General features: G+C 63.8%; 11 protein-coding genes. 3 read left to right on the top strand and 8 right to left on the bottom strand.

What is annotated here, in order from left to right:
• From ACRCSW_RS15375 to ACRCSW_RS15360, 4 genes are all read right to left on the bottom strand, one after another.
• Positions 1 to 1,569, bottom strand: coding sequence for a hypothetical protein (locus tag ACRCSW_RS15375; RefSeq protein WP_438706477.1), 1,569 nt, complete (start codon positions 1,567 to 1,569; stop codon positions 1 to 3).
• Positions 1,570 to 1,758: 189 nt separating this feature from the next.
• Complete coding sequence (locus ACRCSW_RS15370) at positions 1,759 to 2,157, bottom strand: (deoxy)nucleoside triphosphate pyrophosphohydrolase (protein ID WP_438706476.1); 399 nt, start codon at positions 2,155 to 2,157, stop codon at positions 1,759 to 1,761.
• The gene (gene argJ, locus ACRCSW_RS15365) at positions 2,154 to 3,491 is read right to left on the bottom strand and encodes a bifunctional glutamate N-acetyltransferase/amino-acid acetyltransferase ArgJ (protein ID WP_438706474.1); all 1,338 of its coding nucleotides are present in this window, start codon (positions 3,489 to 3,491) and stop codon (positions 2,154 to 2,156) included. Before argJ ends, ACRCSW_RS15370 begins: the two co-directional genes overlap by 4 nt.
• A 22-nt stretch (positions 3,492 to 3,513) precedes the next feature.
• A complete protein-coding gene (locus ACRCSW_RS15360) occupies positions 3,514 to 4,419 on the bottom strand; it encodes a peptidylprolyl isomerase (RefSeq protein ID WP_438706472.1) in 906 nt (301 codons plus the stop codon).
• 187 nt (positions 4,420 to 4,606) lie between these two features.
• On the opposite strand from ACRCSW_RS15360, the gene secA reads away from it, so the two are divergent.
• The 3 genes from secA (at position 4,607) to ACRCSW_RS15345 (ending at position 9,929) form a co-directional block, all read left to right on the top strand.
• On the top strand, positions 4,607 to 7,339 hold the full coding sequence (gene secA / locus ACRCSW_RS15355; protein ID WP_438706470.1) for a preprotein translocase subunit SecA: 2,733 nt from the start codon (positions 4,607 to 4,609) through the stop codon (positions 7,337 to 7,339).
• Positions 7,340 to 7,538: 199 nt separating this feature from the next.
• Positions 7,539 to 8,408 (top strand): hypothetical protein, encoded by an 870-nt coding sequence (locus ACRCSW_RS15350; protein WP_438706468.1) that lies wholly within the window; start codon positions 7,539 to 7,541, stop codon positions 8,406 to 8,408.
• 18 nt (positions 8,409 to 8,426) lie between these two features.
• Entirely contained in the window at positions 8,427 to 9,929 is a 1,503-nt protein-coding gene (locus ACRCSW_RS15345) for an OmpA family protein (RefSeq protein ID WP_438706466.1), read from the top strand.
• Here the strand turns inward: ACRCSW_RS15345 and ACRCSW_RS15340 are convergent.
• The 4 genes from ACRCSW_RS15340 to ACRCSW_RS15325 are packed head-to-tail and all read right to left on the bottom strand — an operon-like array spanning position 9,926 to position 13,913.
• Positions 9,926 to 11,353, bottom strand: coding sequence for a mannitol dehydrogenase family protein (locus ACRCSW_RS15340; RefSeq protein WP_438706464.1), 1,428 nt, complete (start codon positions 11,351 to 11,353; stop codon positions 9,926 to 9,928). The genes ACRCSW_RS15345 and ACRCSW_RS15340 overlap by 4 nt on opposite strands.
• 1 nt (position 11,354) lies before the next feature.
• Positions 11,355 to 12,119 (bottom strand): L-iditol 2-dehydrogenase, encoded by a 765-nt coding sequence (locus ACRCSW_RS15335; protein WP_438706463.1) that lies wholly within the window; start codon positions 12,117 to 12,119, stop codon positions 11,355 to 11,357.
• Entirely contained in the window at positions 12,116 to 13,105 is a 990-nt protein-coding gene (locus ACRCSW_RS15330) for an ABC transporter ATP-binding protein (RefSeq protein ID WP_438706461.1), read from the bottom strand. Before ACRCSW_RS15330 ends, ACRCSW_RS15335 begins: the two co-directional genes overlap by 4 nt.
• 7 nt (positions 13,106 to 13,112) lie before the next feature.
• A complete protein-coding gene (locus ACRCSW_RS15325) occupies positions 13,113 to 13,913 on the bottom strand; it encodes a carbohydrate ABC transporter permease (protein WP_438706549.1) in 801 nt (266 codons plus the stop codon).
• Positions 13,914 to 13,942: the final 29 nt, after the last annotated feature.

Genomic DNA, 13,942 nt, shown 5'->3' with positions numbered 1-13,942 from the left:
TCAGCGAATCTTCTGACCGTTGAGATAAAAGGACTTTTCCCGGAATTCGATCTTCGACACCAGACTGTCCGGCGTTTCGCCCACTTTGGCGATGAACATAAGCCCAAAGCGCAAGCCGGTCAGCTGATCCGGTGGAACAAGCCCGGCAACAGCCAGACGGTCGACGAACGCATTGACACCGGTCGCCTCAAACGAAAGCTCGCCCTCCGGCGCGGGAACACCCTCGAACGTCACCAGATCGGCTTCGTCGAAGGTCAGCGATCCACCGCCATCAAGGGTCATGCCAAAGCCCGCAAACATAAGATCCTTCATGCTATAGTCGATGATGTCCATCGGGGGGAAGACATCCGGCTCCGGCCTCCACTCTGGGTCAAGCATCTCTGGACCAAGCGCATAGCGCATCGTCTGCTCGACGCCGAACGATAGTGGCGTAAGATCGACTGCACCCGTCGGATCGGCCAAAGCCCAGAATTCAGGCGGAATCGTCAGGCCGATCACCCGCGCCGTGAATCGGAGCTCCTGCGGCGTGACCAAATCGCCGATTCCGGCTGAGAGGCCATATGCGAGCTCGTCAATACCCATGCTGACGTTCGGCATGCCGATGTCCGGTGCCGTCGTCATGTCGTGGGTCAAAGAGGTCTTGCCCATGGCAAGATCATAGACCATTGCCGCCGCATCGATCCCGCCCCTGAAGTGGCCGGACGCCGAGCTGAAGTCGCTTCTCGTCTGAAAGTCCAAACCTTTCATGTCGACCAGCGTCTTCAATCCGCCATGCGAAACATCCACCTTCATCAACAGCCCATCAGCAAGCGCCTCAAGCATCTGGGGCAGGACGTTCTCGTCCTCGGGCCTCGCCACTCCATACACTTCTTCCCAAGATGGCGGCATGGCAAAGTCAAAACTGCCTGCCAGGCTCGAAAGGTCAACAGACATCGCGCCGGTCTCATCCTCTGTGTCGAAATCGAAAAGCAAGTCCGCGTGTAGCGTACCAAGGCTCAGCGATGCCGAGAGAGTCTTGGTCTCCGAGATTCCGTCCATCTTGCTCCGCAGTGCAAGGTCCGCGATCGCCAAATTCAGATCGAACTTTTCGTCGACGCCCAGCACCGGCGCGACCTCTTCAACCGACAGGACAAAGCTGGTGGCAGCAATGTCGAATGCCGCCGTGTCGCCTATCCCCGCAATCGTCATGGCAAAGTCTGGTGCCGACGCCGCCATCCTTACCAGGTCGGGACCCGGCGAGCTGTCATCGCGCAGATCGATGGTCACGGGGAACGTTGGCGGAAGAACGACCGCAACGGTTCCGTCCGGGCGATCCTGAAGCTCGATCCGCCCGATCTTGATATCCGCCACGTCATTCGCCGGGCCGATGGGGATGGCGATGTTCGTCAGAACCAGCCGGTCTCCGTCGCGGCGGGCGATGGCGGTGATGTCGACCCCTTCGTTCTTCGCAAGACGCTGCCAGTCCGCCCAGACCTCTTCGGCAGTAAGTGCTGATGCGGCCGTTGCCGACAGGGACAGAAACAGGGCAACAAGCGCGGCGGGTCTTGCGGTGCGGAACGACGTCATCATCAAACCTTCAGGGGAGCAGATGACCGGAAGGTGAGGCCTTGCCGATGGTGCGTCAAGTCCGGCCTACGGATACGCTTTCAGCGCCAGACTGTCTGGCTGACCAATCGGGTCAAACCTTAACAATTTCTGAAGGCAGACCCGTAACTATTTGAAATTATGTGGGTCAAAATCTTGCGCACTGTGCCCACCCTAAAGCCAGTCCCGCAGGATCGGGATCAGCGGCAGGTCAGCCGGGGGCATCGGATAGTCCCGCAAAGCACTGGGTTTCACCCAGGCAAGCTTCTGCCCCTCAGTCGCCCGCACTGTCCCCTGCCAGCGGCGGCAGGCGAAAAGCGGCATCAGAAGGTGGAAGTCCTCGTAAGTATGGCTCGCAAAAGTCAGGGGGGCGAGGCAACTGGACCAGGTATCGATGTCCAGCTCTTCCTTCAGCTCCCGGATCAGCGCGGCCTCCGGGGTCTCCCCCGGTTCGACCTTGCCCCCCGGAAACTCCCAAAGCCCCGCCAGCGACTTGCCCTCGGGCCGCTGGGCCAGCAGCACCCGGCCATCGGGGTCGATCAGGGCAACGGCCGAAACCAGCAGAGTCCTCACGACCGGTAGTCAGCGTTGATTTCCACATAGCGGGCCGTCAGATCGCAGGTCCAGACCGACCGCTTGCCGCGGCCAAGGCCCAAGTCCACCGCGAACACCAACTCCTGCCCCCGCATGTAAGCCGCCCCGTCGTCCTCCCGGTACTCCGGGTTCCGCCAGCCTTTGTCGGCCACCAGGATATCGCCGAAGCGGATGGTCAGCTTGTCCCGATCCGCCGCCGCGCCCGACTTGCCGACAGCCGCGACGATCCGGCCCCAGTTCGGGTCCTGCCCGGCGACGGCGGTCTTGACCAGCGGTGAGTTCGCAATGGAGAACGCCACCTTCGCCGCATCCTCATCACTCGCCGCCCCGGTCACCCGCACCTCGACCAGCTTCGTCGCCCCCTCGCCATCCCGCACCACCTGCAGCGCCAGATCACGCATGACCCCGTGCAGCGCGACTTCAAAGGCCTTCGCGACCGGCCCCTTGACCTCAGCAGCATCGGACTGACCCGTGGCTGCGATCAGAAGCGTGTCCGAAGTCGACGTATCGCTGTCCACCGTGATCGAGTTGAACGTGGCATCCACATTGCGCGAGATCATCTTCTGCAGCTGGGCCGCCCCGATCTTTGCATCGGTGAAGATGTAGACCAGCATCGTCGCCATATCCGGCGCGATCATCCCCGATCCCTTGGCGATGCCAGAGATATGGATCACCCCACCCTCACCCTGCACCGTCGCCGCCGCACCTTTCGGGAAAGTGTCGGTCGTCATGATCGCCTGCGCGGCCATCTCGATCGCTTCTTCCGTCAGCGCCGCCTGAAGGTCCGGCACTTTGGCGGTGATCTTCTCAAAGGGCAGCGGCTCGCCGATCACACCGGTCGAAGACGAAAACACACGCGACGCCGGAACCCCCAGCGCCTTGGCCACAGCGCCGGTCACGGCGGCCACGGCCTTGTCGCCAACCTTGCCAGTGAAAGCGTTGGAGTTCCCCGAGTTCACGACAATCGCCGCGCCCGCGCCAGCCGGCACCTTCATCGCCAGCTTCGCCTGACAATCCCGCACGCACCCAGACCGGGTGGACGACCGGGTGAAGACCCCCGCCATCGTCGTGCCCGGCGCCAAGCGGACCAGCATCACGTCCTTGCGGTTCTGGTAGCGGACACCCGCTTCCACGGCGGCAAACTCGGCGCCCTTGATGGTGGGAAGCGACGGAAAGCTAGCAGGGGCAAGCGGCGAGACGGGCTTGGCCTTCTTCGCCACCGCTGGCACCGGAGCTTCGGACAGGGCGTCCTTCAGCTTGCGGACCTTCTTCTTCAAAGCCTTCGTTTCGGCCTTCCAGTCGGTCTTGCCCATGCTGCGCCCCTGTTTCCAGAAATCAGTCGATCAAGGTGGAGTTCTTCAGCAGCGCCGGGTCAAGCCCCTCGCCCTCGCGGGTGACGGTCGCGCCCTTGGTCAGCTCTTCGATCTTCGCATTGATCGCCGTGTTCTCGACCTCGGCGGCGAGCTCGTCGCGCATCTGGTCCAGGGTCGGTTTGGCGGCCACGCGGGTCTCCTTGACCAGGATCAGGTGAAAGCCGAAGTCGGTCTGCACCGGGCCCGCGACTTCGCCGACCTTGGCCGCGACGACGGCATCCTCGAACGGCTTCACCATCATGCCAAGGCCGAACCAGCCCAGGTCCCCGCCATTGGCGCCCGTTCCGGTGTCGGTCGAATTGGCCTTGGCCAGTTCCGCGAAATCCGCACCTGCAGCCAGCTCGGCCTTCAGCTTTTCAGCCGCTTCCGCAGTTTCAACCAGGATATGTGCGGCGCTGTATTCGGTCTGCGGGGCCGCATCCTTGAAGCGTGCATCATAGGCAGCCTGCAGCGCCGCATCCGTCACCGCCTCGGCCACGATGCCTTCGATGGCCACGCCCGAGACGAAGCCGCGCTTGTCGTTGTCGATCATCGCCAGTCCGCGCGGCCCCAGGTCCTTGACCGACTGGGCCAGCACTTCCTGCTGGATCAGCTGCTCGTAGATGCCCTTGAACAGCACATCGTCCGGCAGCGACTGGTATTCGCCCGGCAGCGTTTCACGCAGCGCGATCATGTGGCCCAGGGTGATCTTCACCCCGTTCACCGTTGCGACCACCGTATCGGCGGTTTCCGTGGGCGTCGTGGCCTCTGTGGTTTCCGCGGGCGTCGTGGTCTCGGCCGGCTTGGCGGCTTCGCCTTCTGCCCAGGCGGGCGAGACCAAAGCCGTCGTCAATGCCAGAACCGACCAGAAGCCTGAACGTTTCGTCATTTTCACCATCTCCTGATCGGGTCGATCCGCCCGCTTGCGTTGACTATCCCGGTCCTTACCCTTACATCGCGACAGTCGCGTGGAATGGGGCCGTCCGGTCATTCTCTGGCCCTTCTATGGAAGGCCGTGAGGGCGGGCAAGTCCAAGGGCCACACGATGCTGTCAGAAGCCGCCCGACGGAGAAAGCATGCTTGGATTTGGATCGCTGGCGCGGAAGGTGTTCGGCTCGCCGAACGACCGCAAGGTAAAGTCCGCCCGCCCGGTCGTGGCGCAGATCAATGCGCTTGAGCCCGAGTTCCAGAAGCTGTCGGACGACGAGATCATCGCCAGGACCCGCGCCCTGCAAAAGCGGGTGCAAGAGGGCGGCGAAAGCCTGGATGCAGTCCTGCCGGAGGCCTTTGCGAACTGCCGCGAAGCCGCGCGCCGGGCGCTGGGCCTGCGGGCTTTCGACGTGCAGCTGAAAGGCGCGATGTTCCTGCATCAGGGCAACATCAGCGAAATGAAGACGGGTGAGGGCAAGACCCTTGTCGCCTCCTTCGCCGCCTATCTGAACGCGCTGAACGGGCGTGGCGTCCATGTTGTCACTGTGAACGACTACCTCGCCAAGCGCGACTCCGAATGGATGGGCAAGGTCTATTCCCAGCTTGGCCTGACCACCGGCGTCGTCTATTCGCACCAGCCGGACGCCGAAAAGCTGGCCGCCTACCGCGCCGACATCACCTATGCCACGAACAACGAGCTGGGCTTCGACTACCTTCGCGACAACATGAAGGGCTCGCTTGAGGATATGGCGCAGCGCGGGCATTACTATGCCATCGTCGACGAGGTGGACTCGATCCTGATTGACGAGGCACGGACCCCGCTGATCATCTCCGGCCCAAGCCAGGACCGCAGCCCGCTTTACCAGGCGGTCGACGCGGTGATCCCAAGCCTTCAGCCCGATCACTACAAGCTGGACGAAAAAGCGCGGAATGTGACCCTGACCGAAGAGGGGAACGACGCGATCGAGGACCTTCTGCGCAAGGCAGGCATCCTGCCCGAGGACCAGAACCTCTATGCGGCGGAAAGCACGTCGATCGTCCACCACGTGAACCAGGCGCTCCGGGCGCACAAGATGTTCTTCAAGGACCAGCAGTACATCGTCCGCGACGGCGAGGTGATGCTGATCGACGAATTCACCGGCCGCATGATGAAGGGCCGCCGCCTGTCGGACGGTCTGCACCAGGCGATCGAGGCCAAGGAAGGCGTCCAGATCAAGCCCGAGAACGTGACCTACGCGAGCGTGACGTTCCAGAACTACTTCCGGCTTTACGAAAAGCTGGGCGGCATGACCGGCACCGCCGCGACCGAGGCCGAGGAATTCCGCGAGATCTACGGCCTTGGCGTTGTCGAGGTGCCGACCAACCGCCCCATCGCGCGGGCTGACGAGCATGATCAGGTCTTCCGCACCGCCCGCGAAAAGTTCGACGGGATCCTCAAGTCGATCCAGGAAGCCCATGCCAAGGGCCAGCCGATCCTTGTGGGCACGACCTCGATCGAGAAGTCCGAACAGCTTGCCGCCCTTCTAAAAGGCGCGGACATCCCGCACAACGTCCTGAACGCGCGCCAGCACGAACAGGAAGCCAAGATCGTCGCCGATGCCGGCAAGCTTGGCGCGGTGACCATCGCCACGAACATGGCCGGGCGCGGGACGGACATCAAACTTGGCGGCAACGTCGAGTTCAAGATCATGGAGGCCATCGAAGCCGACCCCGAAGGTGACCACGTCGCGATCCGCGCAAAGATCGAGGCCGACCACATCGACGAGGAAGAGGCGGTGAAGGCCGCGGGCGGGCTTTTCGTTCTTGGCACCGAACGCCACGAAAGCCGCCGGATCGACAACCAGCTCCGCGGCCGTTCCGGTCGCCAGGGCGACCCCGGCCGCTCGGCTTTCTTCCTGTCGCTGGAAGACGACCTGATGCGCATCTTCGGATCGGAACGGCTGGACAAGATCCTGTCGACCCTCGGCATGCAGGAAGGCGAATCCATCGTTCACCCCTGGGTCAACAAGAGCCTGGAAAAGGCGCAAGCCAAGGTCGAAGGCCGCAACTTCGACATCCGCAAGCAGCTTCTTAAGTTCGACGACGTGATGAACGACCAGCGCCGGGCCATCTTCAGCCAGCGGTTGGAAATCCTCCAGGCGGATCATGTGGAAGATGTCGCAAAGGATATGCGCCATCAGATGATCGAGGACCTCGTCGACCTGAACATGCCGCCAAAGTCCTACCCCGACAGCTGGGACACCGACGGCCTGGCCGCCGCCTGCCGCGACATGCTGAACATGGACCTGCCGATTGCCGACTGGGCCGCCGAAGAAGGTGTGGACCAGAACGGCATCCTTGAACGCATCATCGAAGCTTCGGACAAGATGATGGCCGAAAAGACCGAAGCCTTCGGAAAGTCGACGATGCAGACCATCGAGAAGCAGGTGCTTCTGCAGTCCATCGACAGCAAGTGGCGGGAGCATCTGATGCGGCTGGAACATCTCCGTTCGGTCGTGAGCTTCCGCGGCTATGCCCAGCGCGATCCGCTGAACGAGTACAAGACCGAAGCCTTCCAGCTGTTCGGGGGGCTTCTCAACTCTCTGCGCGAGCAGGTGACCCAGCAGCTTTCCCGTATCCGTCCGGTCTCGAAGGAAGAGCAGGAAGCGATGATGCGGCAGATGCTTGCAGCGCAACAGGCGGCCCAGCCGAAAGTGGTCGAGGCTGCGGCTCCGGTCGCCGTCGCAGCCGTTGCCGGGCCGGTGGCCGAACCAGTGGCGACCCGCCTGACCGGATTCGACGAAAGCGACCAGTCAACTTGGGGCAACCCCGGCCGCAACGACCCTTGTCCCTGTGGTTCGGGCGAAAAGTTCAAGCACTGCCACGGTCGCGTCGTCTGACGCTTCGCGCGTTAAGAATAAAGGCGCCGCGTTAAGTGACGCGGCGTCTTTGTGGCGTTTTTGCGGGAAGATCGCAAGCCGACCCCAATAATGCCACTTCTCCGCCTCCATTGGGCTTTAGCCGAAGACAGTACGATTCTCGTGCCGGGGCACTGCCATGCTTTGGGGAAAGCGCTTAGTTAAAGTATCTGCCGTCCTGGTGGTCGCATTTTCGGCCGCGCATACGGCCGAGAAGCTGCGGGCCCCCGCGGTCGAGCAATCACTTTTGCTTTCCGCCGCGCAAGCTGCAACCGAAGCCCGTCAGTCGGTCTCTCCGACCGACGCCTCCATCCCGAAATCCGCCTCGCTCAGCGGCAGCCCTACGGGCGATCTCGGGGCAATCACCGGCATCACGTCGGTCGCCGGAACTGTCCCGCCTGCCAACGGCGATCGTTGCAGCCCCGAGCTCACCCTGGCCGCAGCACCCGGCGCCATGATCCAGCTGACGCTTTCGGCGCCCTGCAACCGCAGCGAAAAGATCGTTGTCCGCCATTCGGGCCTGTCGTTCTCGGCCCGCACCGGATCGGACGGTCGCGCGGTGGCAGTGTTGCCTGCGCTTAAGTCCGAGGCGATGGTTGCCGTCTATCTGAACGACGCCCGCCTTGTCCTGGGCAAGGTCGATGTGCCGGATGCCGCATCCTACACCCGCTTTGCCATCGTCTGGGAGCATCCGACCGAACTGGAGCTTCGCGTCAACGAAGACGGAAAGGTTCTGGTCGGCAGCGATGTCCTTTCGGGCGGCGCGGCACATCCGGTCATGGCGCTTGGCTCTACCAGTGTGCAGTCCCCCGTCCTGGCCCGCGTCTACTCCGTGCGCGGGGAAGACTTTGGTGCCGCCGATATCACCGGCGAACTCCGTATCACCCCGGCCACCTGCGGGCGGACCCTGCGGGTAGAAACCGTGCTGTCAGTGGCCGGGACTGTAACCCCCGCCGAACGGTCGATTTCGGTCCCGCTTTGTGGCACCTCTGGCGACATTCTGGTGTTGAAAAATCTCGCGCCCGCGCTGAAACTCGCCGCTCCTGAGTAAAGGCCGGATTGGCAGGTAATGGGCGTGAAGGCAGGGATCGCGGCGCTATGCGCTGCCGTGTTCATTTCAGATTCCGCCCTTGCGCAGGATGTCACGCTGGTGGCCCGCGAAGGCGGCATCGTGCTGACCGGCACGCTGCAGGGCTATGATGGCGAGTTCTACCGGATCGAAACCTCCTACGGCACGCTGACTGTCGATGGTCAGGGCGTGATCTGCGAAGGCCCAGCCTGTCCCGACCTGATCGCCCCCAAGGCGGTGATCCGTGTCGTCGGCGCATCGGACGCAAGCGACCTTCTCCCAACCCTGTTCCAGGCATTCGCCGCCAGCCGCGGCCTGATCTATCAGCCCGGGGAGGGCGCCAGCTATCAGGCCCGCATCCTCGACCCCGAAAGCCGCAAGGAACTCGCCGACCTCTCCTTCGCCCCCCTGTCGCCCCTTGAGGCAACCGCCGCGCTTGAGGCCGGGGCCGCAGACCTGAAGCTTTCGTTCCAGCCCGAAGACGCCTTCGGCACCCATTCCGTCGCCATGGACGCGCTGGTCGCCATCGTCGCTCCCGACAACCCGACGCCCGAGATTTCCACGGTCGAACTGGCCGGGGTGCTTTCGGGCGAAGTGACGAACTGGGCCCAGATCGGCGGCCCGGACATGCCGATCGTGCTTCACGCGCTAAGGCCCGAAACCGATGTACAGCTTGCCCTTTCCAGCCGCCTCGGGGCCAGCGAGACGGCCGAGGTCCTGCATTCCAACCTGCAAAGCCTGGCCGAAGCGGTCGCGAAAGACCCCTGGGCCATCGCGATCAGTGGCCGCTCCTCCATCGCCCCCGCCCGCCGCATCCCGCTGACGGATTCCTGCGGCTTCCCTCTCCTCCCCACCGCGCTTGCGATCAAGGCCGAGGACTATCCCCTGGCGCTTCCGGTGATGCTGCTCGCCCCCAAGCGCCGCCTGCCGCTTCTGACCCGCGAGTTCCTCGATTTCCTCCGCACCCCGGCCGCGCAGGACGCCGTGGCCGCAGCGGGGTACATCGACCGCTCCGCCTCACGTCAGCCGATGACCTCGGACGGCCTTCGCCTGATCAACGCGATCCAGGGCGCGGGTGAGGATATCACGCTTGCCGATCTGAAGCGGCTTGTCGGGATCATGGACGGCGCCGACCGGGTGTCCCTGACCTTCCGGTTCGAGGATGGGTCGTCGACCCTCGACGCCCAGTCGCAGGATAACCTTGAAGACCTGGCGCAGATCATCGCCTCGGGCCAGTACCGCAACGAAAAGCTGGTTCTGGCGGGGTTCTCCGACGGCTCCGGCGCGGCCGAAGCGAACCTCGCGCTCTCGGTCGAACGCGCGGCCAAAGTGGCCCAAGAGCTGGCCGCCATCGCGCCGGACCTTGACCCCACAGACCTTCCGGTGGTCGAGGGTTTCGGCGAAGCGCTCCCCATGGCCTGCGACGAAACCGCCATCGGCCGCCACCTGAACCGCAGGGTCGAGCTTTGGGTCGTGCCTGACTTCGCGCCAGCAGAGCCTTAGGCTGAAAGGAAGTCCGTCAGCACCTGTCGCGTCCCCACCTGCCAAAGCCGGTTCAGATGCCGCTCGAACGCCGCCCCGAACCGCGCGTCGCTCCCCACCTCACCGTAGACCGACGTCATTTCCAGCCATGCCGCCGGACGGCCCTTCGCCGCCTTCGACCGTTCGACCAGCCGGTCCCAGTCCGGGTCGTTGGGGGCAATCGCCGTGCCACTGTCGGTCTCGCCATAGCAGTACCGGCACCACATCGCCGACACCAACGCCAGCCCCTCGACCGACCCACCCGCCGCCAGAGCATCGCGGATCGACGGCACGATGAACTTCGGCTGCCGGTTCGACCCGTCCAGACACAGCCGCCGCTCGGTATCGGCAACCTCGGGGTTCGAGAAGCGCTGAACGATCAGCTTGTAGTACTCGGCGATATCCGTATCCGGGACCGGCGGGATGTAGGGAATGATCTCGCGGGTCTCGACGCGGTCGAGGAAACCCTTGATCAGCGGGTCCGCCATCGCTTCGTGGACAAACTCGATATCCATCAGCCCGCCGGGATAGGCGATTGTCGCGTGCCCGCCGTTCAGGATGCGGATCTTCATCATCTCGAAGGCATGGACATGCGGGGTCAGCGTGACGCCGACCTTCTCGAACGCCGGGCGGCCCGAGGGGAAGTTGTCCTCCAGCACCCACTGCCGGAACGGCTCGCAGGTCACCGGCACGGGGTCGTCGCCCAGACCAAAGGCCGCCGCCATCGCCCGTTCGCGCGGGCCGGTCGCGGGGGTGATCCGGTCCACCATCCCGTTCGGAAAGGCGACGTTGTCGGCAATCCAGTAGGCAAGGTCCGGGTCCTCGATCCCGGCAAGGCCCGTGACCGCAGCTTTCGTCACATGACCGTTGCCGGGAAGGTTGTCGCAACTCATCACCGTGAACGGCGGCACCCCCGCCTCACGCCGGGCCTTCAGCGCAGCTATAATCGCGCCAAAGGCGGTGCGGCGGGGTTCGGGAGCGTCATCAAGGATCTCGGGGTGGCCTGGATCAAACTCCCCGGTCGCCGGGTTGATGAAATAGCCCCCCTCGGTCACCGTCAACGAGACGATGCGAATCTCCGGCCGTGACATCGCGGCGATCAGCGCATCATTCGAGGGCTCCACCGGCAGGAAATCGATCATCGCCCCGATCCGCCGGGCCGACTTGCCCTTCGGGTCCAGCTCGATCACCGTCGACAGGCACCCTTGAGCCTTCAGCGCCTCACGCATCCGGGCATCGCCCTCACGCACCCCGGCGCCGATGATCGCCCAGTCATGCCCTTCGCCAAGGGCGAAGAGGTCATCCAGATAAACCGCCATATGCGCGCGATGGAAGTTGCCAAGCCCGATATGGACAATGCCGGGGGTCAGTTTCGATCGGTCGTAAGCGGGCAGGGCAGGGGTCATGTCAGCTCATCCAGTTCCCGCCGTCGACGTTAAGCGTCTGGGCAACGATGTAATCGGCCTCGGAAGAGGCAAGGAAGACGGCCGCACCCGTCAGGTCTTCGGGCATGCCCATGCGGCCGAAGGGAACAGCCAGGCCGACCTCGCGCTTCTTCTGCCCAAGCGGCTTATGCTCGTACTTCGCGAAAAGCGCATCGACCTCGCCCCACATTGGCGTGTCGATCACGCCCGGAGCGATGCCGTTGACGTTGATCCCGTGCTTGATGAGGTCCAGGCCCGCCGACTGCGTCAGGCTGATCACGGCAGCCTTCGACGCGCAGTAGACCGCCACCAGCGCCTCGCCACGCCTGCCCGCCTGGCTGGCCATGTTGATGATCTTGCCGCCACGGCGCTGCGCGATCATGCGCTTGGCTACAGCCTGGAGGGGGAACAACGTACCCGCAACATTCACGCTGAAGATGCGGTCATAGCTTTCGCGGGTGATCTCGACGATCGGGGCAAGGTCGAAGACCGCAGCGTTGTTCAGAAGGATGTCGATGCCACCCCCCCACTCCGCCACCGCTGCCACGCCCGCCTCGATCGAGGCGGGATCGGTGACATCCATGGTCAGCCCGAACGCCTTCTCGCCAAGCGTCTGCGCAGCCGCCTCGGCGCCCGAGACATCGGCGATGGCCACCTGGGCGCCCTCGGCCAGATAGGCGCGTGCAAAGGCCAGCCCGATGCCCCGCGCGGCGCCGGTGATCAGCGCGGTTTTTCCGTCGAGCCTCATATGGCCATTCCATTTGCGTCGAAGCGGTGGATCTTTCCGGCCGGCGCCAGACGGATGCGGTCGCCGTGCCGGGCGTTCACTTCGCCGGGCGTACGAACGGTCAGCGTGCCGATCCCCTCGACCGCGACCTTCAGGAAGCTGTCCGAGCCCAGTTGCTCGGACAACCCCACGATGCCTTCCCATGGGCCGTCACCCACCGTGATATGCGCGGGCCGGACGCCAACGGTGTGGGCGTTGTGCTTCGCAGCCTCGGCGCCCTCGATCAGGTTCATCTTCGGGCTGCCGATAAAGCCCGCAACAAACAGGTTGCGCGGGTGGTTGTACAGTTCCAGCGGCGCGCCGACCTGCTCGATCCGCCCTGCGTTCAGCACCACGATCTTGTCCGCCATAGTCATCGCTTCGACCTGATCGTGCGTCACATAGACCATCGTGGTCTTCAGCGACTGATGCAGCTCCGAGATTTCCTGCCGCATCCCCACCCGAAGCGCCGCGTCCAGGTTCGACAACGGCTCGTCGAACAGGAACGCCGCCGGCTCCCGCACGATGGCCCGACCGATGGCAACCCGCTGCCGCTGGCCGCCCGACAGCTGGCCAGGGCGGCGGTCCAGGTAGTTCGACAGGTTCAGCACCTTCGCCGCGCGTTCGACGCGCTTGTTCTGCTCGGACGGGGGCATCCCCGCCATTTTCAGCGGGAAGGCGATGTTCTTCCTGACCGTCATATGCGGGTAAAGCGCATAGCTTTGGAACACCATGGCCAGACCCCGCCTTGCGGGCGGCAGGTAGGTCGCGTTCTTGCCGTCGATCTCGATCGTGCCCGAGGTCGTGTCCTCCAGCCCCGCGATCAGGCGCAGAAGCGTGGATTTCCCGCAGCCCGAAGGACCGACGAAAACGACGAACTCGCCGTTCTCGATCGTCAGGTCGATGCCGGGGATGACATCCACCTGGCCAAAGGACTTGCGGACTTTCGTCAGTTCGATCTTGCCCATCTCTGCCTCACTTCACCGCGCCGAAGGTCAGGCCGCGGACCAGTTGTTTCTGGCTGAACCAGCCAAGGATAAGGATCGGCATGATGGCCATGGCCGAGGCCGCCGAAAGTTTCGCGTAGAACAGCCCCTGCGGCGCCGAGAAGCTGGCGATGAAAGCCGAAAGCGGTGCCGCCTTTGTGGTGGTCAGGATGATCGTCCAGAACGCCTCGTTCCACGCCAGGATGATGTTCAAGAGCATGGTCGAGGCGATGCCGGGCAGCGCCATCGGGGTCAGCACGTAGACGATCTCGTTCCAGAGAGCCGCCCCGTCCATCCGCGCGGCTTCCAGGATCTCACCGGGGATTTCCTTGAAGTAGGTGTAAAGCATCCAGACGATGATCGGCAGGTTCATCAGCATCAGCGCGACCACAAGGCCGATGCGGCTGTCGAGAAGCCCCATCCGCTGGAACAGAAGGTACAGGGGGATCATCACTGCAACCGCAGGCATCATCTTGGTGGAAAGCATCCACATCAGCAGGTCCTTGGTCTTCTTGCCCGGCACGAAGGCCATGGCCCACGCCGCCGGAACCGCGATCAGCAGGCCAAGAAGCGTCGAGCCGACCGAGATGACCACCGAGTTCCAGAAGAACCGCGGATAGTCCGACCGGGCCCAGACATCGGCATAGTTCTCCAAGGTCCAGTCCGCGGTGAAAAGCTCGGGCGGCGAGGCGACGGCCGAGGCTTCGGTCTTGAAGCTGGTCAGGATCATCCACAGCACGGGGAAGAAGATGATCAGCGCCACCGACCAGGCTGCGATGGTGGTGATCAGCTTGCGGCGGGGGGAAAGGGCGCGTGCCA

The sequence above is a fragment of the Tabrizicola sp. genome (genome assembly GCF_051645465.1).
Lineage (GTDB): Bacteria > Pseudomonadota > Alphaproteobacteria > Rhodobacterales > Rhodobacteraceae > Tabrizicola.
Note: the sequence above shows the minus strand (reverse complement) of the source record. Positions and strands in the feature narration are given on the sequence as shown.

Coding starts and splice junctions, on each gene's coding strand:
- ACRCSW_RS15375 (WP_438706477.1), bottom strand. CDS start 1,569: ATGATGACGTCGTTCCGCACCGCAAGACCCGCCGCGCTTGTTGCCCTG.
- argJ (WP_438706474.1), bottom strand. CDS start 3,491: ATGGGCAAGACCGACTGGAAGGCCGAAACGAAGGCTTTGAAGAAGAAG.
- ACRCSW_RS15360 (WP_438706472.1), bottom strand. CDS start 4,419: ATGACGAAACGTTCAGGCTTCTGGTCGGTTCTGGCATTGACGACGGCT.
- secA (WP_438706470.1), top strand. CDS start 4,607: ATGCTTGGATTTGGATCGCTGGCGCGGAAGGTGTTCGGCTCGCCGAAC.
- ACRCSW_RS15345 (WP_438706466.1), top strand. CDS start 8,427: ATGGGCGTGAAGGCAGGGATCGCGGCGCTATGCGCTGCCGTGTTCATT.
- ACRCSW_RS15340 (WP_438706464.1), bottom strand. CDS start 11,353: ATGACCCCTGCCCTGCCCGCTTACGACCGATCGAAACTGACCCCCGGC.
- ACRCSW_RS15335 (WP_438706463.1), bottom strand. CDS start 12,119: ATGAGGCTCGACGGAAAAACCGCGCTGATCACCGGCGCCGCGCGGGGC.
- ACRCSW_RS15330 (WP_438706461.1), bottom strand. CDS start 13,105: ATGGGCAAGATCGAACTGACGAAAGTCCGCAAGTCCTTTGGCCAGGTG.